Annotated in this window: 22 protein-coding genes and 1 tRNA gene; 6 read left to right on the top strand and 17 right to left on the bottom strand. The window is 62.9% G+C overall.

Annotated elements, in window-relative coordinates; all coding sequences use genetic code 11:
- Positions 1-93: 93 nt before the first annotated feature.
- Positions 94-1,500 (top strand): hypothetical protein, encoded by a 1,407-nt coding sequence (locus ACE3OO_RS13915; RefSeq protein ID WP_374303896.1) that lies wholly within the window; start codon positions 94-96, stop codon positions 1,498-1,500.
- Here ACE3OO_RS13915 and glp read toward each other — a convergent pair.
- Genes glp through ACE3OO_RS13900 form a run of 3 tightly spaced genes read right to left on the bottom strand, consistent with a single transcriptional unit; the run spans position 1,497 to position 5,330 of the window.
- Positions 1,497-2,774, bottom strand: coding sequence for a gephyrin-like molybdotransferase Glp (glp, locus tag ACE3OO_RS13910; RefSeq protein ID WP_374303892.1), 1,278 nt, complete (start codon positions 2,772-2,774; stop codon positions 1,497-1,499). The genes ACE3OO_RS13915 and glp overlap by 4 nt on opposite strands.
- Entirely contained in the window at positions 2,758-3,288 is a 531-nt protein-coding gene (mobB, locus tag ACE3OO_RS13905) for a molybdopterin-guanine dinucleotide biosynthesis protein B (RefSeq protein ID WP_374303889.1), read from the bottom strand. The genes glp and mobB overlap by 17 nt, the downstream gene beginning before the upstream one ends.
- Entirely contained in the window at positions 3,285-5,330 is a 2,046-nt protein-coding gene (locus tag ACE3OO_RS13900) for a 4Fe-4S binding protein (RefSeq protein ID WP_374304698.1), read from the bottom strand. The genes mobB and ACE3OO_RS13900 overlap by 4 nt, the downstream gene beginning before the upstream one ends.
- A gap of 82 nt (positions 5,331-5,412) precedes the next feature.
- On the opposite strand from ACE3OO_RS13900, the gene ACE3OO_RS13895 reads away from it, so the two are divergent.
- Together ACE3OO_RS13895 and ACE3OO_RS13890 are read left to right on the top strand one after the other, a co-directional pair.
- Positions 5,413-5,799 (top strand): cytochrome c family protein, encoded by a 387-nt coding sequence (locus ACE3OO_RS13895; protein WP_374303887.1) that lies wholly within the window; start codon positions 5,413-5,415, stop codon positions 5,797-5,799.
- Positions 5,800-5,864: 65 nt separating this feature from the next.
- Complete coding sequence (locus tag ACE3OO_RS13890) at positions 5,865-6,008, top strand: hypothetical protein (RefSeq protein ID WP_374303885.1); 144 nt, start codon at positions 5,865-5,867, stop codon at positions 6,006-6,008.
- A gap of 23 nt (positions 6,009-6,031) precedes the next feature.
- Here the strand turns inward: ACE3OO_RS13890 and ACE3OO_RS13885 are convergent, their stop codons facing one another.
- Positions 6,032-7,003: a WD40 repeat domain-containing protein gene (locus ACE3OO_RS13885; protein WP_374303882.1), complete on the bottom strand. Its 972-nt coding sequence runs from the start codon at positions 7,001-7,003 to the stop codon at positions 6,032-6,034.
- 192 nt (positions 7,004-7,195) lie between these two features.
- On the opposite strand from ACE3OO_RS13885, the gene ACE3OO_RS13880 reads away from it, so the two are divergent.
- Positions 7,196-7,798 (top strand): superoxide dismutase, encoded by a 603-nt coding sequence (locus ACE3OO_RS13880; protein WP_374303880.1) that lies wholly within the window; start codon positions 7,196-7,198, stop codon positions 7,796-7,798.
- A 74-nt stretch (positions 7,799-7,872) separates the two neighbouring features.
- Here the strand turns inward: ACE3OO_RS13880 and ACE3OO_RS13875 are convergent, their stop codons facing one another.
- The 5 genes from ACE3OO_RS13875 to ACE3OO_RS13855 are packed head-to-tail and all read right to left on the bottom strand — an operon-like array spanning position 7,873 to position 13,479.
- Positions 7,873-8,862, bottom strand: a complete 990-nt coding sequence (locus ACE3OO_RS13875) for a formate dehydrogenase subunit gamma (RefSeq protein WP_374303877.1) — start codon at positions 8,860-8,862, stop codon at positions 7,873-7,875.
- Positions 8,863-8,888: 26 nt separating this feature from the next.
- Positions 8,889-9,485, bottom strand: coding sequence for a formate dehydrogenase FDH3 subunit beta (gene fdh3B / locus ACE3OO_RS13870; RefSeq protein WP_374303875.1), 597 nt, complete (start codon positions 9,483-9,485; stop codon positions 8,889-8,891).
- Positions 9,486-9,508: 23 nt separating this feature from the next.
- Positions 9,509-12,400, bottom strand: a complete 2,892-nt coding sequence (locus ACE3OO_RS13865) for a molybdopterin-dependent oxidoreductase (protein ID WP_374303873.1) — start codon at positions 12,398-12,400, stop codon at positions 9,509-9,511.
- 34 nt (positions 12,401-12,434) lie between these two features.
- The gene (locus ACE3OO_RS13860) at positions 12,435-12,638 is read right to left on the bottom strand and encodes a twin-arginine translocation signal domain-containing protein (RefSeq protein ID WP_374303870.1); all 204 of its coding nucleotides are present in this window, start codon (positions 12,636-12,638) and stop codon (positions 12,435-12,437) included.
- Between the two features lie 31 nt (positions 12,639-12,669).
- Positions 12,670-13,479: a molecular chaperone TorD family protein gene (locus ACE3OO_RS13855; protein WP_374303867.1), complete on the bottom strand. Its 810-nt coding sequence runs from the start codon at positions 13,477-13,479 to the stop codon at positions 12,670-12,672.
- A gap of 236 nt (positions 13,480-13,715) precedes the next feature.
- Here ACE3OO_RS13855 and ACE3OO_RS13850 point away from each other — a divergent pair, with 236 nt between their 5' ends.
- Complete coding sequence (locus tag ACE3OO_RS13850) at positions 13,716-14,954, top strand: cation:proton antiporter (protein WP_374303865.1); 1,239 nt, start codon at positions 13,716-13,718, stop codon at positions 14,952-14,954.
- Between the two features lie 12 nt (positions 14,955-14,966).
- Here ACE3OO_RS13850 and ACE3OO_RS13845 read toward each other — a convergent pair whose 3' ends face one another.
- The 8 genes from ACE3OO_RS13845 to ACE3OO_RS13810 are packed head-to-tail and all read right to left on the bottom strand — an operon-like array spanning position 14,967 to position 20,300.
- Entirely contained in the window at positions 14,967-15,563 is a 597-nt protein-coding gene (locus ACE3OO_RS13845; protein WP_374303862.1) for a DUF3306 domain-containing protein, read from the bottom strand.
- 9 nt (positions 15,564-15,572) lie between these two features.
- The gene (locus ACE3OO_RS13840) at positions 15,573-16,121 is read right to left on the bottom strand and encodes a DUF3305 domain-containing protein (RefSeq protein ID WP_374303859.1); all 549 of its coding nucleotides are present in this window, start codon (positions 16,119-16,121) and stop codon (positions 15,573-15,575) included.
- Positions 16,122-16,123: 2 nt separating this feature from the next.
- Positions 16,124-17,146 (bottom strand): DUF6352 family protein, encoded by a 1,023-nt coding sequence (locus tag ACE3OO_RS13835; protein WP_374303856.1) that lies wholly within the window; start codon positions 17,144-17,146, stop codon positions 16,124-16,126.
- Positions 17,139-17,615: a DUF6505 family protein gene (locus ACE3OO_RS13830; protein ID WP_374303854.1), complete on the bottom strand. Its 477-nt coding sequence runs from the start codon at positions 17,613-17,615 to the stop codon at positions 17,139-17,141. The genes ACE3OO_RS13835 and ACE3OO_RS13830 overlap by 8 nt, the downstream gene beginning before the upstream one ends.
- A complete protein-coding gene (locus tag ACE3OO_RS13825; RefSeq protein ID WP_374303852.1) occupies positions 17,612-18,337 on the bottom strand; it encodes a biotin/lipoate--protein ligase family protein in 726 nt (241 codons plus the stop codon). Before ACE3OO_RS13825 ends, ACE3OO_RS13830 begins: the two co-directional genes overlap by 4 nt.
- Positions 18,334-18,957, bottom strand: a complete 624-nt coding sequence (mobA, locus tag ACE3OO_RS13820) for a molybdenum cofactor guanylyltransferase MobA (protein WP_374303849.1) — start codon at positions 18,955-18,957, stop codon at positions 18,334-18,336. The genes ACE3OO_RS13825 and mobA overlap by 4 nt, the downstream gene beginning before the upstream one ends.
- Positions 18,957-19,847: a formate dehydrogenase accessory sulfurtransferase FdhD gene (locus ACE3OO_RS13815; protein WP_374303846.1), complete on the bottom strand. Its 891-nt coding sequence runs from the start codon at positions 19,845-19,847 to the stop codon at positions 18,957-18,959. Before ACE3OO_RS13815 ends, mobA begins: the two co-directional genes overlap by 1 nt.
- 21 nt (positions 19,848-19,868) lie before the next feature.
- A complete protein-coding gene (locus ACE3OO_RS13810) occupies positions 19,869-20,300 on the bottom strand; it encodes a CBS domain-containing protein (protein WP_374303844.1) in 432 nt (143 codons plus the stop codon).
- A gap of 469 nt (positions 20,301-20,769) precedes the next feature.
- Here ACE3OO_RS13810 and ACE3OO_RS13805 point away from each other — a divergent pair.
- Positions 20,770-20,859 (top strand) — tRNA-Ser (locus ACE3OO_RS13805).
- Positions 20,860-20,880: the final 21 nt, after the last annotated feature.

Here is a 20,880-nt window from a genome sequence, read left to right as displayed (position 1 = left end):
TTGCCGTTGCTCCATATTATCAACTCATAACGCCCTAAAATTCCAGAATGCGCTAAAATGCCCGCATTCGGAATGATCGAATGCAGGTTCGAAATGGCGCCACCCAACAAATCCCTGCTCGACTCTCTGGGAGATTTCTTCTTCGGTGAAAGTGAAGCCGCGCGCGCGCCGGCTGCTGTCGCCAAACCGGCTGCGGCAAACCTGAAATCGGCCCTGCCCGGGGGCAAGATTCCGGCTGGCACACTGCAGCTCATCGGCCTGCAGAACGTGCGTGAAATGCTGGGCCCCCGCTGGCCTCAGCGGAGCGAACATATTCACGGCCTGATCGAGAGCATCTTCCGCCGGAAACTCGATCCGACAGATGTGCAGTACAAGGTCGATGAGGAGAATTACCTGATCCTGTTCACGCATCTCGGCCGACAGGAAGCAGCGTTCAAGGCCAAGGTAATTGCCGATGAAATCCAGAGACTGGTTGCGGGCGACATGCCCGAACAGCAGGATCTGATCGTCACCTCCAACGTCGCCGATGTCGACCGCAATCTGGTGATTGAGAAAATCGATTCCCTGAAAGACCTGGTCGACTATGTGCGCAGTCAGACGGCACCAGTCTCCAAGACCGGGGTTACATTCTTCGATGAAGCCGGCGGCATCCAGGGCGACGAACAGGCTCCGCAGGCAGCCGTCGGCGCCGGCCCCGACCTGGCGGATCTGGACCAATCCCTGGCCGGTCTGTTTCAGAAAAAGACGACGGCAACCTTCCTCAAGGAATGTCGGGTGGGATTCTACCCGGCCTACAGCCTGCGGCGGCGCGGCTTTACCGCTTTCGACGCGGTGGCAATCCATACCCCGAGCGACAAGCCGGCCGACATGGTCAACGATCCATTTCTCGACAAGCCGGAAGAGCTGCCTTTCTATCTGGACCGCTACATCCTGACCAGCGGCCTGCTCGGCCTGCACCGCATGCTGACTGGCGGCCATCGCGGCGTGGTGATGATTTCGGCATCCTTCGATACTCTGGCGGTCTCGAAACTGCGCGACATCTATTTTGCGCGACTGAAAGAAGTGCCCGGTGGCCTCACCAAATTCATCGGCATCATCGTGCGCAATATTCCCGTCGGCACGCCGGCCAGCCGTGTGGCCGAAGTGATGGCATATATCCAGCCCTTTTGCGGCACGCGCATCCTGCGCATACCGCCCGATTTCAAACTGATCGATCTTTATGCCAATAGCGGTGGCCATGGTTTTGCCACCTGGCTGCCGCCGGATGAACCGGACCCGGCAAAGATATTCCAGATAATGTCGACTTTTGCGAAACGCGCCGCCCTGCACCGGCAGGAATGCATCATTACTGACCTGGAAACCAGCGACGACGTTTCAACCGCAATCGCCGTGGGCAGCACCTATGTAACCGGCAAGGCCGTCGCGCCGATGATCGATACGCCCGGCGTGGTGGAAGGTCTGACCGCCACGCATATCCTGCGACATGCGGGCTTCAGTTAAACTGCGCCACTGCCCAGTTCGGCATAAGGATAGAACGGCACTCGCATTCCGGGTTCCAGGCGCGTGACATCTTCTGCCAGTTCGATCAATCCATCGGTGCGCGTCAAGGATGTGATCACACCGGCGCCGTCCACCGGATATTTTTCGGCACGCCAGCCGCCCTGCCCGTCAGACTCAAGGGACACCCGCACCCATTCGCGGCGGTCGGATTTTTTCTTGTAGCCGAAACCCGATACCACCGGATATCCCCGCGGCGGCACAGGCACGGCGCCGCCGAGGCGCTGCAGCAGCGGTCGGGCAAAAAAGCAGAAGGTGAGCATCGCAGCCACCGGATTGCCGGGCAGACCGAAGAACGGTACGCGGCCGATCTGCCCCAACGCCACCGGCCTGCCCGGTTTGATCGCCAATCGCCAGAAATGCAGGCTGCCATTCGCCTCGATGGCCGCTTTCACATGGTCCTCATCGCCAGTGGATACGCCACCAGAACTGATCACGGCGTCATGCGTCGCAGCAGCCTCGCCGAAAACCCGAACCAGATGGTCGCGACGATCAGGCTGGATGCCGAGATCGCTCACCACACAGCCTGCTGCCGCCAGCAAGGCCGACAGCAGCGGACGATTGGCATCGTAGATACCACCGGGCGGCAATGAACCACCGGCCGGATGCACCTCGTCGCCAGTGGACAGCAACGCCACCTTAAGCGGCCGATAGACTTCCAGCGTCGCGTGGCCGGCCGCGGCGGCCAGCGCCAGTTCCGCCGCGCCGAGAAGGCGTTCGGCCGGCAGCACTATTTCGCCACTGCGCACATCCTCGCCGGCCAGGCGACGGTTGGCGCCACGCTTGATGCCTGGGCGAATGACGACGCGCTCGCCTTCCAGCCGGCAATCTTCCTGCATCATCACCGTGTCGGGTGCACCATTCTGTCCTTCGGGCATGACGGCGCCGGTCAGCACCCGCACGGCGGTCCCGCGCGGCTGCGGGCCTGGGAAAGGATGTCCGGCGGCGGCGCGACCAATGACTGGCAACACCGTTTCCGCATCGGATGAAAGATCGTCGAAATACACCGCATAGCCATCGACCGCGGAATTGTCGCGCGGCGGCACCGCAACCTGTGCCTCAACCGGCCGTGCCAGTGCCCGGCCACGGCACCCCTGCAACGGCAGCGTCTCAACAGTGGTGACGGGCTTCAGCCGCTGGCCTAAATCGGCCAGCGCATCGTCCAGCCGTATCAAGGCGCCGCCATGGGCGAAACAATCATCACTCAGCTGCGCCACGGCGAGCCCCACTCACGACGGGTTGCGCCATCCAGCCCATGATGAAATCGGCGATCTGCACATGATTGTTGGCGTCCAGCACCGGCACGGCCAGGCCTGGCATAGGCTGGTCGCTGGCCACAGCGATCACGTTGGAGTCATTTGGCTGCAGCATCGGTTTACCCACTTCGCTGCGCCAGACCTCGATCTTGGCGTGGTTTTCATGTTTAAAACCTTCCACCAGCACAAGATCAACGGTACTCAGGCGCGCCACCAGCTCGTCCAGCGTCGGCTCAATCGCGCCGCGATGCTCGTGCATCAGGGCGAAGCGTTTGGCCGAACTGATCAATACCTCGGTGGCGCCGGCCTCACGATGGCGATAAGAATCCTTGCCCGGTTTGTCGACATCGAATTCGTGATGCGCATGCTTGATCGTCGATATCCGCAAGCCACGAGCCACCAGCAGTGGGATCAGATCGGCCAGCAGGGTGGTTTTGCCCGACCCGCTCCAGCCGGCAATGCCCAGAACTCTCATGACGGCTTTTTCCCCGATGCCTTCAACTCGGCCGCTGCGCGTTCCGCCAGATAATCGTCGGTGGTACGGATCTCGGGCCGTGGCGCGCCGGCATAAGGATCGATCTTGCTCTCGCTCTGCACGATCACGCGGCAGTCACCGCACATCCGCACGCGCTCGATGGCGCCCGACTGGTACATCCAGTGTTTGCCCTCAAGCTGGGCGACAATGCGCTCGATGGTCGATTTCGTGCCGAAAGCCTTGCCGCAGCGGACGCAGTGGAAGGGCTCTTCTTCCTTGATCAGGCGCGCGCTGGCGGCCGCCTCGGTGAAATTCACCCGCGGTTCCAGCGTAATCACCTTTTCCGGGCAGGTGTTTCGGCACAGGCCGCATTGTACGCAGGCATCCTCGATAAAGCTGAGCCGCGGCCGCTCAGGGTCATCGCTGAGCGCGCCGGTTGGACAAGCCGATACGCAGGCCAGGCAGAGCGTGCAGCCCTCGGCATCGATTCTCACGTTGCCGAAGGATGCACCAGGCGGCAGAGCCAGGGCGTCCACCGGCTGCGGCGCCACCTTATGCAGATGGCGGAAAGCCAGGCGCGCCAGGTCGCGGCTGCGGCCCATGGGAAGATAGCTGGCACCGGCCGGCGCCTCGCGCGGCGTCAGGGCTGCCAGGGCGGCGCTGAGCTGATCCGGATCGTCGGTCTCGATCAGGCCGACGCGACCGGCCTCGAAACCCAAGCCGACCAGAATGGTTTCGGTCAGGGCGAGCTGCTGGGCCAGGCCGCCCAGATCATCCCGTCGCTTGCCAGGGGCCAGCACGCGCAGATCGGCCGCGCCATAGGCAAAAGCCGAAGCGAATACCGCCGCCCCGCATTCGGTGACGGCATGCACCGCTAACGGCAACACACGGGCTGGCAAACCATCGCCAAATCGAGCCAGAGCGTCGATCAGCGGCGCACCCTGTTTGGCATCGTGCAGCAGCAGCACCGCCTGGCGCCCGCCAGCCTCGCGATAGGCCAGCAGCAGGGCGCGCACCTGTTCGACCAGGCTGGCGGCTGGCGGCATCCGGTAATCGGCCGCGCCGGTCGGGCAGACCGCACCACAATTCCCGCAGCCGCCGCAGATATAGGGATCGATGACGACATGGTCGCCCGCCGGCGTGATTGCGCCAGTGGGGCATACGTCAAGGCAGCGCGTGCAGCCGGTTTTCCTCGAGCGCGAATGAGTACAAAGCTCGGGATGAAAATCGACATAAAGCGGCTTCTCGAAACTGCCGGTCAGGTCGCTGGCTTCGAATAACGCGCGCTGCACCGCCGCCGGATCGTTCGGATCGGGACGCAAATAGCCATCGCGTTTCTCATGGGCGGGAAAAAGCGGCGTGCCGCCGGTGAGATCGAGAATGATGTCGCAACGCGAACTGGCGCCATTGCGGGCCGGACCGAATGACAGTTGGCGACGCGAAGATGGCGCCGGCAGGGCATAATCATCGACCATCAGTTCGAAAGCGCCAAGATGGCCGCGCGCACCCACGATGCGGCCCTGCACGATCGGCAGGTCCATCAGCGGCTGGCCCGGCACATCCTGCGGCCGATCCAGCATGATGGTGACATCCAGCCGATCGGCCAGTTGCCGCGCGGCGGCGATGGCGCGTTCGTCACGGCCATAGACCAGCACGATACCCTGCGAAGTCATGGTCACTGCCGGCAGAGGCGGAACCGGCACGGCGGCCGCAGCCAGCAGGGCGGCGATCTTCGGTGTCGCGGCGGCCGCCTCACGCGACCAGCCCGCAGTTTCGCGAATGTTGACATAGGACACAGCTATGTCACTGCCGCTTTCCTCGCGTTGCTCCTCGAATAGCGGCTGTTCCTGGGTGCAGGCGACGGTAACGGGCTCGCCCGATTTCAGTGCGTCATGGAAACGCGACAGTTCGGCGCGGCAAAGCTGGGTGGCAAGACCGTGCTTGTCGGCGGTGGCACCGCAGGCACGGGCCAAGGCAACACCGTCGAGCGGCATGGTGCCCTCGCAGTTGCACACAAGGACGCGCTTGCCATCCAGACGCATCACAATCCCACCCGAATGCTTGGTAAACCAACTGTATCGACTATAGTGTTGAGGTATCAGGAAAACCAGCCGGAGGTCGGCTTTGTCGCGGCGTCTTTTGACCTTGCTCAGCTTCTGTCTGGCGGCAAGCGGCGCAGCCTCGGCGCAGACGCTTGAACCGCCGAGCCTGGAACGCGGCGCCGAATTATGGGGTAAATGCCGCGCCTGCCACACGCTGGAAGCCAACGGCCGCAACATTGTTGGACCCCGGCTGCATGCCGTGTTCGGACGCAGGGCTGGCAGCCTGCCTGATTACCGCTATTCGGAAGCGATGAAGAAATCCGGCGTGATCTGGACGGCCGAGACCATGGACAAATACCTGGCCGCCACTCAGGATTATATTCCTGGAAATAAAATGTATGGCGGGCTTGCGATTGCCCAGGACCGCATCGACCTGATCGCCTGGCTGCAGCAGCAAACAAGCCGCTAACCCCTTTAAATCAGACAATAAAATAGCCTATAATTCAACGCAACCAGTGCCCTGGAGGATGTCCCATGAAAGCCTTCATTTCCGGTGTGATCGCCGCCCTCATCATCGCGGCCGGTGCGGCCGTGATCCTGCAGACCGTGAACAAGCCGGTCGATGTGGCCTTCACCACCGAAGGCGCGCGGGTCACCCACGAAACGCATCACAACTGATCCGTCCTTGGCCGTTTCCCGGTTCAGTTCCTCGGTTTGACCAAAGCGCCGGTTTCCAGCGACCACACCTTGATCACGGCATCGTAGCCACCGGAAACGGCATGTTTGCCATCCGGTGTGAATGCGACCGACCAGACCGGCTTTTCGTGGCCGGCAAACTGCTTGAGTTGTCGTCCTTCGCGCAGGTCCCACAAGCGCATCAACCGGTCACCTCCCCCGGATAGCGCATAGCGACCATCTCGTGAAATCGCCAATGACGTAATGAAGCCGCTATGGCCCGGCAGGCTGCCGGTTTCGCGGCGCGCCACCAGATCCCAACGCTTGATCGCACCATCGGTGCTGCCGGTCAGCGCGCTTTTGCCATCGGGCGTAACCGCCACGGCATTCACGCTGGTCTCATGCCCGTTCAGTACCGCCAGCTCCTTGCCGCTGGCGATTTCCCATATCCGCACGCTACGATCATAGCCGACAGAAACCAGCTGCCGGTCGTCCATGGCGAATGCCACCTGCATCACATTTGCCTCGTGACCTTCGAAGCTGTGCTCCATGCGGCTGGCCGCCACATTCCACAGCTTCACGGTGCGATCCCAGCTTGCGCTGGCCAACCAACGGCCGTCGCGGCTGAGTGCGATGCCGGCCACGTTGTTGAGATGCCCCTTCAGGTGCCCGCTCGGTTTGCCGCTGGCGAGGTTCCAGCGGATGATGCTGTGGTCCCAGCTGGCAGAGAATGCACTTTTCCCATCGGGCAGGAACACCACGGCATTCACGCTGGCGGTGTGGCCATCAAGGACCTTCAATTCACGCTGCCGAGGCAGATCCCACAGGCGCAGGGTGTAATCCCAGCTGGCCGAAAGCAGTTGCAGGCCATCGGGCGAAACAGCAATGCCGTTCACCATGGCACCGTGACCAACCATATCTGCCCGCGCCCCGGAAGGGGCCAGAAGGGCAAGGATCGCCGTCACCATACCGACCGCCGCGCATGCCCGCATCGTCATATGCAACTTCCTCGCCTGGTTGTCGTTTCATCTTGGCTTGGCCACACCACTTTGCAAGTCCGGCCGGCCATGGCCGGAAACCGCAAAAAATTCCCCTTTTACCTGTCGAGCCGGTTTCCTCTCGCCCGCAGCTGTCCTATTTAGAAATTGCCTCCGGACTGGCAAATCTTTTTAGACAAGGAGCAGACGATTATGGGTGCCCCGTTCACGATGAAACCCCTTCCCTATGCCGACGATGCCCTTAGCCCGGTCATCAAGGCGGAAACCATCGGTTTCCATTACGGCAAGCATCACACTGCCTATCTCAACAACCTGAACAACCTGATCGCCAACGATCCGCTGAAGGACAAGAGCCTGGTCGAGATCATCAAGGCGACCCATGGCAAGGCCGACAAGACTGCGATCTTCAACAATGCCGCTCAGGTCTGGAACCATGATTTCTACTGGGACAGCCTGTCGCCCAAGGGCGGCGGCAAGCCGACCGGCCGTATCGCCGACATGATCAAAGACAGCTTCGGTGATTATGAGAAGTTCAAAAGCGAATTCGCCAATACCGGCGTGACGCAGTTCGGTTCGGGCTGGGCCTGGCTGTGCCTGGAAAACGGCAAGCTGGTGTTCAAGAAGACTGGCAATGCCGAGAACCCCCTGCACATGGCAGGCGTTAAACCGCTGCTGACCCTCGATGTGTGGGAGCATGCCTATTACCTCGACTGGCAGAACCGTCGCCCCGATCACCTGAATGCGGCGATCGACAAGCTGCTGAACTGGGAATTCGCCGAAAAGAATCTCGGCTGATCGTTCCGCACAGGCCAAACGAAAAAGGGCGGTGGAAATCCACCGCCCTTTCCATGTCTGCGTATCTCTGCGGCTCAGTCGTCGCCGCCCACACGAGCCTGGGTTTCCTTGACCCACAGGCTGTGATGCTCCTTGGCCCAGTTCATGTCGACCTGGCCGCTGCCCATGGCATCGAAGGCACCTTCCATGCCGATCGAACCGATATAGATATGGGCCAGGATGATCGCCACCATCACGATACCGGCCACGGCGTGCACGATCTGAGCAAGCTGCATGCCGGCGATATCGGTGACGTAGAAGGGGAACATCAGCATATAACCGCTGACCGCCAGCACGGCGGCGCCGATTACCACCGACCAGAAAATGATCTTCTGGCCGCCGTTGAACTTGCCGGCCGGCGGATGCACACCCTTCTGCAGCAGGCCACCGCCCTGGCGGAACCATTCCATGTCGATGGCATTGAAAATGTTGTGGCGGATCCACAACACGGCCATCAGCAGCACGCCAAGCACGAAGGGAAAGCTGAGGAAGTTATGCGCCAGCTTGCCAAACGAGGTGAGGCCGGTGAAGGCCTCCGGTCCGATCACCGGCAACAACAGGGCTCGACCGAACGACAGATTGAGGCCGCTGAGTCCCAGGATGATGAAGCAGATCGCGGTCAGCCAATGGGCGAAGCGCTCGGCACCCGAGAAGCGCTCGATGGTGCGTCCTGCCGGACCGGCATCGATCTTGATACGACCACGGATCGCCAAAAAGGCAGCCAGCGCCACCACGGTGATCACCAGCAGCCATCCGCCGGCCTGTTTGACCGGGCCTTCCAGCGTCTGACGCCATTCGCGGCCCTGCGGCTGGATCAGCACGCCCGACTTCGCATCGGGGATCGAGACGCGGCCGGCAACCGGCGCACCCTTCAGCTGCTGAAGCAGGGCGGATTCATCCGCCGGTGCCGCCTGCTGCGCCGAGGCGGGCACAATGCCGCCGAAGCTGAGCATCAGACCAAGAGCCAGGGCGGCCCAAGCCATACGCGCGTTCAAGGCCGTGCGCTTGAAATTGAAAAGGCGCATCTTGTGTCTCCTTTGCTGAACCGCGATCAGGCCGCAGTGCCGGATTTGTAGGCGGTCGCCCAACCCCAGGCGCCGGAACCGTAACCACGGCGGGTGACGCGTTCCTTGTAAATCTGCGCGATCACCTCGCCATCGCCGGCCAGCAGCGCCTTGGTCGAGCACATCTCGGCGCATAACGGCAGCTTGCCTTCCGCCAGGCGGTTGGCACCGTACTTGGCGTATTCTTCCTTGGTGTTGTCGGCCTCGGGGCCGCCGGCGCAGAAGGTGCACTTGTCCATCTTGCCGCGGCTGCCGAAATTGCCGACCTGCGGATACTGTGGCGCGCCAAACGGGCAGGCATAGAAGCAGTAGCCGCAGCCGATGCAGAGGTCCTTGGAATGCAGGACCACGCCCTCCTCGGTCTTGTAGAAACAGTCGACCGGGCAGACCGCCATGCAGGGCGCATCTTCGCAATGCATGCAGGCCATCGAGATCGAACGTTCACCCTTGGCGCCATCATTGAGCGTGACGACGCGGCGGCGATTGATGCCCCAGGGCACTTCATTCTCGTTCTTGCAGGCGGTGACGCAGGCGTTGCATTCGATGCAGCGCTCGGAGTCGCAGAGGAATTTCATACGGGCCATGATGATATCTCCCTAACCGCCGCTCAGGCCGCCTCGATGCGGCACAGCGTGGCCTTGTTCTCGTGCATATGGGTGACCGGGTCGTAGCCATAGGTGGTCACACCGTTGACGGACTCGCCCAACACAATCGGATCGGCGCCAGGCGGATAGTTCTTGCGCTGGTCCACGCCCTGCCAGAAGCCGGAGAAGTGGAAGGGCATGAAGGCAACGCCCTTGCCGACGCGTGGCGTGACCAGCGCCTTGACCTTGGCCTTGGCCTTGTTCTCCGGACCATAGACCCAGACATTCTGGCCTTCCTTGATGCCAAGGCGGGCCGCATCTTCCGGGTTGATCTCGACGAACATGTTCTGCTGCAACTCGGCCAGCCACTTGTTCGAGCGGGTTTCCTCGCCGCCGCCCTCGTATTCCACCAGGCGACCCGAGGTCAGGATCAGCGGGAAATCCTTCGAGAAATCCTTGTCCTGGATGCTCTTGCCCAGATGCGGCAGGCGGTAGTCGCGGCGATCGGCCATGGCCGGATATTTCTCGACCAGGTCGCGACGCGAGGTATAGATCGGCTCGCGATGCACCGGGATCGGGTCCGGCAGACCAAAGGCATTGGCACGGGCCTTGGCATTGCCCATCGCCTGCACGCCATGTGCCATGCAGACGCGGATGATGCCGCAGCTATAATCGATGGCCCAGCCTACCGCGTCCGGATTATTGCCGCCGATCTTCTCGATCGTGGCGCGCTCGGCATCGGTGAGTTCCTTGTCCCAGCCCATCTTCTTGAGCAGGCCGTAGGTAAATTCAGGATGGCCGTCCTGAATTTCGGAGCCGACCGGATAGGAACCCTCGGCCAGCAGCGACACGCCGTTGCGCTCCACACCGAAACGGGCACGGAATGCGCCGCCGCCATCCTTCACCGGCAGATTGGTGTTGTAGAGCACATGGGTACCCGGATGTTTCATCTCGGGCGTGCCCCAGCATGGCCACGGCAGGCCATAGAATTCACCCTTCAGCGGACCCTTGGTGGCGCGCAGGCTGACCACATCGAAATCGGCCTGGTTCGCCATATGCTCCTTCAGGCGCTCCGGCGACTGACCGGAGTAACCGATCGAGACGCTGCCCTTGTTCAGTTCGCGCAGGATGTCCTCGACGTTCGGCTCATCGCCCTCATCGATCTTGATGTTCTTGAACAGCTCCTTATCGAAGCCGAGCTTCTTGGCGAACTTGTACAGGATCCAGTGATCGGGCTTGGACTCGAATACCGGCGGCACGATCTGCTCGCCCCATTGCAGCGACCGGTTCGATGCCGTGCGCGAGCCGCGGGTTTCAAGCTGGGTGCAGGCCGGCAGCAGATACGTGCCGTTCTTGCGGTCGGGCAGCGCCGCGGCGGTGGTCGGATGCGGATCGACCACGACCATCAGCTCGACCTTCTCCATGCCGGTTTTCATCTCCGGCATGCGCGGCACGGTATTGCCGCCATGGCCCCAGAAGAACATCGCCTTCACGTTGTCCTTCTGCTCCAGGTCCTTCTTGTCGACCAGGACGGCGTCGAACCAGCGGGTCGACGGGATACCCTTGGTCTCCATCATCTTCTTCGACTCAAACCGGCTCTGCATCCAGTCGTAATCGACGTCCCAGACGCGGCACCAGTGCTTCCACGCGCCCTCGACCAGACCGTAATAGGCCGGCAGGGTGGTGACATCCAGCCCGAGATCGGTGCAGCCCTGCACGTTGCAATGGCCGCGGAAGATATTGGCGCCGCCACCTTCCACGCCGATATTGCCCAAGGCGAGCTGCAGGATGGAGAGCGCACGCACGTTGGCGGTGCCTACAGTGTGCTGGGTCACACCCATGCACCAGATCAAGGTGCCGGGCTTGTTCTTGGCCATCAGCTCGGCGACGCGCTTCATCTGCTCGCCGGGTACGCCGGTGACCTTCTCGACTTCTTCCGGCGTCCACTTGGCGACTTCGGCGCGGATGTCATCCATGCCATAGACGCGCTGGCGGATATACTCCTTGTCTTCCCAGCCATTCTGGAAGATGTGCCACAGCAGGCCGTAGATGGTCGGGATGTCGGTGCCCGGACGGATGCGCACATATTCGGTGGCATGCGCCGCGGTGCGGGTGAAGCGCGGATCGATCACGATCATCGGCGCCTTGTTCTTCTCCTTGCCGCGCAGCACATGCTGCAGCGAGACCGGATGCGCCTCGGCGGGGTTGCCGCCCATGATCACGATGCACTTCGAATTGTGGATGTCGTTATACGAGTTGGTCATCGCGCCGTAGCCCCAGGTATTGGCTACGCCGGCGACCGTGGTCGAGTGGCAGATACGCGCCTGGTGATCGATATTGTTGGTGCCCCAGAAGGCCGCGAACTTGCGGAACAGATAGCCGCCTTCATTGGAGAACTTGGCCGAGCCGAGCCAGTAGACCGATTCAGGGCCCGACTTCTCGCGGATCTCAAGCAGCTTGCTGCCGATCTCCTCGATCGCCGTATCCCAGCTGATGCGGGTCCATTTGCCGTCCACCAGCTTCATTGGATATTTCAGACGCCGGTCGCCATGCGTGAGTTCGCGGATCGAGGCACCCTTGGCGCAATGCGTGCCCAGATTGATCGGGCTGTCCCAGCTCGGCTCCTGGCCGACCCAGACGCCGTTTTCGACTTCCGCCGTCACGGTGCAGCCCACCGAGCAATGCGTGCAGATATTCTTTTTCTTGACGATGTTGGCAGCGGTGGAGGGCGCGGCCTTGGCCGGCTTGACCATCGCCGGACTCAGTGCGGAAACGGCAGCAAGGCCACCAGCCGCCAGGCCCGAAGCCTTCAGGAAACCGCGGCGATCCATCGTCTGCAGCGTGGCGCCGGCCAGAATGCCGGACAGCTTGCCCTTGGGGGCAGCACCGGCGGTGGAGCTCTTCTTGATCAGCATGGGACGTCTCCGTATGTCGTCTGCGGCGCGGCGATCAGAGCCGGTTGGTCTCGTAATAGCGCTTCACGTGGTCGGTTTCCTTGTAGCGCTGCTTCTTGCGGGTCTCGGCATTTTCGGCCGCCTCCACCTTGGTCGGGCCAATGGCGGCGGTCGCCACGGCGGCAGCAGCCGCACCAACGCCGGCCGTGCGCAGGAAATTGCGGCGATCCATTTGGTCTTTCTTGTCGGTGGCGGTCATTGCTGGTCCTCCGTAAAAATCGGCCCGGCCATCAGGCGGCAAGGGCGAATGCCTGAGTTTCGATGGTCATGAACAGCCGGCCGACGCTGCCGAGCGGCTGATAGAGCCGGGCGCTGGGCGCCTGCTCCAGATCGGTGAAAAACCGTTCGCCCCAGGGCGCGATATGCTGCCGGAACAGCCGTTCCTGGGTGGCGAGTTCGGCCGGGCCGCGCCCTTCGCCACCACTGATCAGCAGCGACATCAGCTCGCAGAGCGCGCCCATATGGTCTTCCGGCTCGTGGATGCCTTCGGCACGGGCAAAACCAAGCTGGGTCATGTCGCCGCGCAGCTTGGCCAGCGGCCGCTCGTACAGGAAACCGGTGCGGTAGAACGAGGCATAGGGCACCAGTTCGCCGCGCGGCAGTCCGATGAACAGCGCGTCGTATTCGTCCTGTGCCCGCTCCACCGAGGTGGCATGCGCCAGCTCGGCCAGACGCGCCAGGGCCTGGCCCATTGGCGTGGCGTCGCCCTTCAACTGGCCCAGCGCGGTCAGCAACGCGGTATCGGGCCGTCGCGCCAGGCTGCGGCCCAGCAGGGCATAAATCTGGCTGCGCCAGCGGTCTTCCTCGGGGATGACCGGCAGGGCATCGGCGGACTGGGTGTCGGGGTAGAGATCGGGCCGCAGATCGTGGCGGGTGATCTGGCCGCCGCACGCTTTCTCGATGGCCAGCACATATTCCCCGGGCACCCGGCCGGCCTTGTTCAGCCAGTGCCAGACATTGGCCTGTTTCACGCCCAGCAGGCGAGCCAGCTGCGTCTGGCCGCCGACGATGGCGATGGCTTTCGTCAGTGCTTCGGTCACGCGATCCTCTTCCCGTGACGTCAACCTACAAATACTTTTGTTGGAGAACAATAAAAATCAGCCTAAGACACTGATAACATTCCTGTTTTGCTGCGATTGCGAAATTTTGAGAGCGCTTCTCAGTCTCAAAATAATTGCATCTTCAAATTTCCGGCCCGATTGTGTTAACGATGGGGCAAGTCACTGTAGATATTATCTTTACTGTCTTTCCGCCCTTCTGAACGGATATCCGGTCAATGCCTCATGACACGCCGCTGATCACCATGCTGGCCCTGGCCTTCGTGATCGCGTTTGCCTTCGGCATGATCGCGCAGAAGTTTCGCCTCTCGCCGCTGGTCGGCTACCTGCTGGCCGGCGTCTTGGTCGGCCCGCACACACCTGGTTACGTCGCCGATTCGGTGCTGGCCCAGCAACTCGCCGAGATCGGGGTGATCCTGCTGATGTTTGGCGTCGGCCTGCATTTCACCCCTTCAGATCTGATGCGCGTGCGATGGATCGCCATTCCCGGCGCGCTGGTGCAAATCACGGTGGCCAGCCTGCTGGGTTTTGGTCTGGCGCAATTGTTCGGCTGGGGCCTGGGGGGCGGACTGGTCTTCGGGCTGGCCCTGTCGGTCGCCAGCACCGTTGTATTGCTGCGGGCACTGGAAAGCCGCGGCGAGGTGGAAACCGGCCCGGGCCATATCGCCGTCGGCTGGCTGCTGGTGGAAGATATCTTCATGATCGCCGCCCTGCTGCTGTTGCCGCCTCTGGCCGATATTTTGGGCGGGCGCGGCGAAGGCAACGAAAACATCTTCGCCGCCCTGCTGCTCACTGCTGTAAAAGTGGCCGCCTTCGCGGCCCTGGCCCTGATCGTCGGCAAGCGTGTCATCCCCTGGCTGCTGCAGCATGTGGCCGAGACCGGTTCACGCGAATTGTTCACGCTGGCCGTGCTGGCCTGCGCGCTGGGCATCGCCTTCGGCGCCGCCTTGCTGTTCGACGTGTCGTTTGCGCTGGGGGCCTTCTTCGCCGGCGTGATCATGAACGAATCCGATCTCAGCCATGACGCCGCGCAGCGTTCGCTGCCGTTTCAGGACGCCTTTGCGGTGATGTTCTTCGTCTCGGTCGGCATGCTGTTCGACCCACGCATCATTTACGAAGCGCCACTGCCTCTGCTGGGTGTGCTGTTCATCATCCTGGTCGGCAAATCAGTGGCGGCCTTCATCATCGTGCTGGCCTTTCGCCATCCACTGTCAACGGCATTGACGGTTTCGGTCAGTCTCGCCCAGATCGGCGAATTCTCCTTCATTCTGGCCGGGCTGGGCGTGTCGCTCGGATTGCTGCCCGAGGAAGGACGCGATTTGTTGATGGCCGGGGCGCTGCTGTCGATCGCGCTGAATCCTCTGCTGTTCCGCGCACTGGAACCGGCAGAGGCCTGGTTGCGCGCCCGCCCCGATCTGCTGCGCCGGCTGGGCGCCAAAGGAGAGGGCGAAATTTAATCCGGCCGGGATTTAGCCAGGCAATGCGCTGCCATGGCGGCGGCGCGGCGGCACATAGACCGGTGCTGGCTCTGGCGCTAGGTCTGGCACCGCCTCATCTGCCGGCTCAACCGGCTCCACGGTCACCGGCTCCGCCGGCGCTTCGGCCGCAATCTGCTGCGCCGGTTCGGCAGGCGTTACCTCGGGCTTTGTTTCATGATCTGCCGTTTTCGGCAGGCCGCCCTCGAAAACATTTTTCACGTATTTGGCGATGTCGTCGGTTGGCAGCAACTCGCCGTAGCCCGGCGCGGTGAAATCCCAGTTGTATTCGACCAGCGGCTGGTAGTTCACCACGCTGGGCTCGACCAGCCACAGTTTGCGCAGGGCGGCGGCACGCAAGGCCGGCGGCACGCCCTTTTTGAGAAACACACTGAAGTCGCTGGCTTCGGTCAGGCTTTCGATCGGCGGCAGGCTGGCCGGATCGATTTCGGACTCTTCCTCGGCGACAGCATCCGTCTCAGCCGGCATTTCGGCCGGCTTTTCCTCGCGGGCTTCGGCTTTGCGGCGCGACCAGCGGGTCAGGAAACCACCCTGCCCGTCGTCTTCCGGCTTGTCGCTGTCGCGCGTCATGCGAGGACCCTATTCATCCTCGGGCATCTGGCGCAGCGGATCGGACTCATATAGCCGCGTGCGACGGGCGAGCGCCTCGGGATCGGCACGGTCACGCTTGCGCTTGTAATGCTGCTTCGTGGGCGGATGACGACGCACATAATCGGTTACCCAGGCCAGGATCGCCTCGGGCATCGGCACGAAATCGACGATGTCGTCGCCGGTGTCGTTATGGGCGTGGGCTTCGCCAGGATCCACCGAGGCGCCATGCAGTTCGATACCCGGCGTTTCCCCGCTGTTGCGCAAAAACACCCACACGGCTGGCTGCGCGCTTTCGATATTGTAGGCGTAGGTTTCGCTCTCGTGACGATAGAGCACCAGTTCGGCCGCCCCGGCATAGAACTGCGTCCAGCCTTCGCCTTCCGCCAGTTTGGTCCAGGGTGGAGAATCCGGCACGCCGGGCAAAACCTGCACCGGGCGCCAGCTGTAATCCACCCAGGGATTATCCAGCTTGCGGCGCTCCAGGATCACGCCAACCAGGCGTGCCTCGGTTTCCGGCGGTCTGACGTCGCTGCCCATCTTCAGCTTCCCGAATTGAGCGGCAAGTTTATCACAAGATTCTGCGGTTTCATCCGCACTCGGCCCTGCGCATCCATCGCCAGGCCCAGATAGACCGGCCGCCCGGCCACACGCGGCAGCATCAGTGAGGGATCGCGGAATTCCAGGCGGAACAGCGCCAGGATCTGCCGCAAACGATCCTCCTCCACGCTTTGGCCTTCATACAGCGCGTTCATGATGCCGCTGGCCGTGGCGTCCAGACCGATATGCCAGACCCAGCGCTCATCGCGGATGGTCTGTACCGGATGCACCTGCACGGCGGCACCGGCAAGCCGCTCAACCCATAACTCGATCACGCGGGCGAAGGCATCCTGGCCCGGCCGGGTAAAGCCGAAATCCAGCACGAAATCATGCCGGTCGCTGCGGCCCCAGTATTCGGCCGCATTCTCCTTGGTCAGGATATCCATGTCGACGCTGCGCAGGGCCGTGCCGGCCTGCGCCACCAGGGCGCCGAGCGAGCCGAAGCCTCCGGCCGCCAGCATCTCCACCGTTTCCTCATCGGCCAGCAGGATGCGACCCTCCTGCGTGGTGGCTTTTTGCACCCGGAAATACAGTTCGGCGGCGCGCAGGCGGAAGGCATCGCGGCTGCCATCCAGCAGGTCGCGCAGGATGGTCGCGGCCAGGTGATCGATGAACAGGGCCGGCACGGGCGGCGCGTCAGGGCGGAACAAACCGACATAAGCCGCCTCCACACTGCCGGCACGCAGCAGATGATCGCGGAAGCGCAGGAAGATGTCGTAATTCTCGCGCGCATCGGCATCGGCCAACCCGGCCAGTTCATCCGCCGGCACGGCGCGTAACGGCTGCTGCAGCAGATCGGCATACAGGCGGCGTTCGGCTGCGCAGGCCTCGTCTGGTGGCAGCATTTCCGGTCGGCTTAGGTAGGCGCGGATGAAATCGGCGCCGGCCAGCAGGCGGCCGTCATCCGCGCGGTCGAGCAGGTCGTAGCCGCTGGACATCCAGAAGCTGCCGGGCGCGTCAGCCATCGGGGGTGATCTCCCAGATTTTGGTATGCAGTGTCTCGCCCGGCGCCGGCACGACGCGGAACTGTTCGCGGATCCCCTCGCCTTCGATGAAGCGGCTCAAGGACAACAGTGTGTTGATTGGATGCTCGCAGAGCGAGATGGCGTAATCGATTTCCTCACGCGCCGCCGCCTCGGCAACCCGTGCATCCGGCGCGCCATAGGATCCGATAAGGTGCTGTGTCAATGCCGCGACGGCATCTTCATATTCCTTCGTCCCGATCTCGGCTACCGTTACCAGGGTCGACCAGCCGAAACTGCCCAGGCCCAGGAAGCCGTTGGCGAAGGCCTGGCGTTCCTGCCGGCTTAATTGCTCCGGATCGGCATCGGCAAAGACGAAGGTGCCCGGCACCGCCCATTCGCCGGGCATGGCTGCCTGCGGGAAGACCCGCGTGTCGGACTCATCGAAGCGGATGCACCGCAGCAGTTTCATGACGGCTGCCCCACCGGTTCGGGCAAGACCCAGCTGCGATGCCGCAGGGCATCGCGCAGGCTGCGCCAGGTTTTGGTCGCGCCATCCTCGAACCAGGCATCACCATTGGCCTCGACCTTCAGCGCCTTGTCGGAGAGTTCGTTCAGCAGCGCGCGACGGATCGGCTCGAAGCCGTCTTCCTGCCAGCGGTCGAGCCAGAGCAGCAGGTGGCGCGCGAAAGCCTCGATAAGCTGCGGCACGGTGATCTCGCCGCAGCCTTCCTCATGCAGGTTGGTGTATTCCAGCTCCACGCCCGGCGTGTCGTCCTCGCGGTCGCCAAACATCTGCACGGTGATACCCAGCACCAGCCAGTCAGGCACGTCTGCCATGCCCTCCTTCTCGACCAGCGGCCCATGCGCCGCCTGCAGGCCACCGACGCAGGCCTCGTTCACCAGCAGGCGGTCCGGCCAACCGATACTGGCCGGCGTTTCCGCCGGCGCCAGGGCCGCCAGCCCATCGTGCAGGCCCAGCATGCCGACATAGGCGAGCGTCAGCGCGGGCTGGATCGGATCGAGTGGCCGCAGCACCAAAGCCGCCTCGCAGCGATCCTGTCGGTCGACCATCAGCATCAGGCCATCGGCGGCGCCCTCGGCCGCTGCTCTGCAGGCCGTGTCGAAGGCATCCGAGACACAGAGTTTCAGCGTGTAGCCCGGCGGCAGCACGGGCCAGTCGGCGGGATTCATGCCGCATCTCCCAATTGCGCCAGCAGGCGTTCAGCTTCGGCGATGTCGTCCGGCGTGTTGGCGTTAAAAAAGGGATCGACCGGCTGGGCAGCGAATTCCACCTGCACCAGTTTGTGCCGCGCGGTCCAGCGATCCACCTTGCGGATATCCTCGTCCACCATCGCGCGGCGCAGGTCGTCATGCAGGCGAACCGGCCACAGGCCAACCACGGGATAGGCCTGGCCGGCCGAGACGGCACAGGCGAGATCGGCACCCGCCTTGTCGCGTGCCGCCACCATGCGCGCCACCAGATCGCGCGGCAAAAACGGACCGTCGCCCGGCACGGTGACAATATCGCTGACATCCGGGCGGTTCTGCTTCGCCCAGGCCAGGCCCGCCAGCACGCCAGCCAGCGGCCCGGCATAATCGGGGATGGCATCGCCCGCCACCGGCAGATTCCATCGGGCAAACCGCGCCGCGTCGCCATTGGCATTCAGGATCACGCCATCCACCTGCGGCCTGAAACGTTCGAGTATGCGATCAAGGATCGGCCGGCCCGCCAGCATCTGCAGGCTCTTGTCGCCGCCGCCCATCCGGCGGGCCAGGCCGCCCGCCAGCACAACGCCAAGGATAACCGCCATTACGCCGCCTCGTCGTCGCGACTGCCCTTGCGCTGCAGCTTCGCGTCCTCGTCACCCACGACGGCCGGATCGGCATCGAAACGCAGCCGCTCGGCGCCCGACAGCGCCACGAAACGCTTGCCCTTGGCACGGCCGATCAGGGTCATGCCGATCTGGCGCGCGAGCTGCACGCCCCAGGCGGTGAAGCCCGAGCGGCTGATCAGGATCGGGATGCCCATCTGCGCGGTCTTGATCACCATCTCAGACGTCAGCCGCCCGGTGGTATACATCGTCTTGCCCGCCGGCGAGATGCCGTTGACCCGCATATAGCCGGCGATCTTGTCGATGGCGTTGTGACGGCCGACATCCTCCATGTAGATCAGCGGACGATCCGATTCACACAGCACGCAGCCGTGGATGGCGCCGGCCTCCAGATACAGCGACGGCGCCAGATTGATCTTCTTGGAAAGCGCATAGATCCACGAGGTGTGCAGTACGGCATCCGGATCGAGCCGCACGCTTTCCACCGCATCCATCATGTTGCCGAATACCGTGCCCTGGGCGCAGCCCGAGGTCTGGGTCTTTTTCCTGAGGCGTTCTTCGTAATCGGTCTGGCGCGCGGTGCGCACCACGATGGTCTCGATCTCGGAGTCGAAATCGATGCCGGTCACCTCGTCGTCGGGCAGCAGCATGCGCTGGTTGATCAGATAGCCCAGGGCCAGGTAATCGGGATAATCCCCGATCGTCATCATAGTGACGATTTCCTGCCCGTTCAGGAACAGGGTGAGCGGCCGTTCGACCGGCACCTTGGTCTCGACGGGTTTGCCGTCATGATCGATGCCCTGCACCGTTTCGGTGAGGGCGGGATTGGCCGGGTCCGGGCGGACGAGGAAGTCGGGCGGGGTGGTCATGCCCTCTATATAGGACAGGTCTCAGCCCGTGGCGATGTATTGCCGCAGGGCCTCGGCCTCCATTTCGGTCTCGGCGATGCGGCGCTTGACCACGTCGCCGATGGAGATCATGCCGATCAGGCGGCCGTTATCCACCACCGGCAGGTGGCGGATCCGCCGCTTGGTCATCAGATGCATGATGTCGTCCAGGGTGTCGCGGCTGGAGCAGACCATCACGTTCCGGGTCATGATGGTGTCGGCGCTCTGCTGCAACAGATCGGTGCCGATCATGGCCAGGCCACGCACGATATCGCGTTCCGACAAAATACCGGCGATGCCGCCATCGGGCCGCTGCACCAGCACGGCGCCGATGCCCTTGTCGGCCAGCAACTGGCAGACGCTTTCAATGCTGTCTTCAGGCCGGGCGCTGATCACGCCGCCCGTCTTGTCCTTTAGTATTGTCGCAACGATCATGGTGGTTTCCTCCGTTTTTTGTGTTGGATAACCCGCGCGTTACGCAACCTCCTGCCCTGGCCTCCGGTTCCCGGGCAGGCAAAACCACAGGCGGGGCGGTCGATGAGCACTGAAAGCGGAAAGGCCGAATCTGGCCGGAAGGGCCAGTCCGCATGGCCATGCGCGACTGGCGGGGCTGGCGAAATCGCTGCGGGCGGCGAGGCTGTTACGGCCGGTACCCATGCGCTCTCCCGATGCCGGGGCCGGACGGACTCCACGGGTGGTTTCCACCGGCGCCACGGCAGCAGTCTCCGCCAAGCCCGGGGCAATGACAAGACCAGCCTGCAGGGCTGGGTAACTGCTTGAGTGGCCTTCGGCTTTTCCGGCTTTATGGCGGCCGGGCGAAGCCTTGCGGGGGCGAGCGGCTTCGGTTAAGGTCCGCGCCGCTTTCGACCCCCGGCCAGGCCGCGCGCCCGACCGGAACCTATGCGGAGAGGTGCCAGAGTGGTCGATCGGGGCGGTCTCGAAAACCGTTGTGCGTGCAAGCGTACCGTGGGTTCGAATCCCACCCTCTCCGCCACCGCTCCATAAAATGCCAGTT

It is taken from the genome of Ferrovibrio sp., from assembly GCF_041906005.1.
In the GTDB taxonomy this organism is placed as follows: domain Bacteria; phylum Pseudomonadota; class Alphaproteobacteria; order Ferrovibrionales; family Ferrovibrionaceae; genus Ferrovibrio.
The sequence above is the reverse complement of the archived record's forward strand: the minus strand, read 5'-3'. Positions and strand labels throughout refer to the sequence as shown.

Bases quoted from the DNA above. Each gene is read 5' to 3' on its own strand.
- ACE3OO_RS13900 (WP_374304698.1), bottom strand. From the start codon at position 5,330: ATGCGTCTGGATGGCAAGCGCGTCCTTGTGTGCAACTGCGAGGGCACC.
- mobB (WP_374303889.1), bottom strand. From the start codon at position 3,288: ATGAGAGTTCTGGGCATTGCCGGCTGGAGCGGGTCGGGCAAAACCACC.
- ACE3OO_RS13885 (WP_374303882.1), bottom strand. From the start codon at position 7,003: ATGACGATGCGGGCATGCGCGGCGGTCGGTATGGTGACGGCGATCCTT.
- fdh3B (WP_374303875.1), bottom strand. From the start codon at position 9,485: ATGGCCCGTATGAAATTCCTCTGCGACTCCGAGCGCTGCATCGAATGC.
- ACE3OO_RS13890 (WP_374303885.1), top strand. From the start codon at position 5,865: ATGAAAGCCTTCATTTCCGGTGTGATCGCCGCCCTCATCATCGCGGCC.
- ACE3OO_RS13860 (WP_374303870.1), bottom strand. From the start codon at position 12,638: ATGACCGCCACCGACAAGAAAGACCAAATGGATCGCCGCAATTTCCTG.
- ACE3OO_RS13865 (WP_374303873.1), bottom strand. From the start codon at position 12,400: ATGCTGATCAAGAAGAGCTCCACCGCCGGTGCTGCCCCCAAGGGCAAG.
- mobA (WP_374303849.1), bottom strand. From the start codon at position 18,957: ATGGCGGTTATCCTTGGCGTTGTGCTGGCGGGCGGCCTGGCCCGCCGG.
- ACE3OO_RS13825 (WP_374303852.1), bottom strand. From the start codon at position 18,337: ATGAATCCCGCCGACTGGCCCGTGCTGCCGCCGGGCTACACGCTGAAA.
- ACE3OO_RS13830 (WP_374303854.1), bottom strand. From the start codon at position 17,615: ATGAAACTGCTGCGGTGCATCCGCTTCGATGAGTCCGACACGCGGGTC.
- ACE3OO_RS13835 (WP_374303856.1), bottom strand. From the start codon at position 17,146: ATGGCTGACGCGCCCGGCAGCTTCTGGATGTCCAGCGGCTACGACCTG.
- ACE3OO_RS13840 (WP_374303859.1), bottom strand. From the start codon at position 16,121: ATGGGCAGCGACGTCAGACCGCCGGAAACCGAGGCACGCCTGGTTGGC.
- ACE3OO_RS13875 (WP_374303877.1), bottom strand. From the start codon at position 8,862: ATGCGCCTTTTCAATTTCAAGCGCACGGCCTTGAACGCGCGTATGGCT.
- ACE3OO_RS13850 (WP_374303865.1), top strand. From the start codon at position 13,716: ATGCCTCATGACACGCCGCTGATCACCATGCTGGCCCTGGCCTTCGTG.
- ACE3OO_RS13815 (WP_374303846.1), bottom strand. From the start codon at position 19,847: ATGACCACCCCGCCCGACTTCCTCGTCCGCCCGGACCCGGCCAATCCC.
- ACE3OO_RS13845 (WP_374303862.1), bottom strand. From the start codon at position 15,563: ATGACGCGCGACAGCGACAAGCCGGAAGACGACGGGCAGGGTGGTTTC.
- ACE3OO_RS13915 (WP_374303896.1), top strand. From the start codon at position 94: ATGGCGCCACCCAACAAATCCCTGCTCGACTCTCTGGGAGATTTCTTC.
- ACE3OO_RS13810 (WP_374303844.1), bottom strand. From the start codon at position 20,300: ATGATCGTTGCGACAATACTAAAGGACAAGACGGGCGGCGTGATCAGC.
- ACE3OO_RS13880 (WP_374303880.1), top strand. From the start codon at position 7,196: ATGGGTGCCCCGTTCACGATGAAACCCCTTCCCTATGCCGACGATGCC.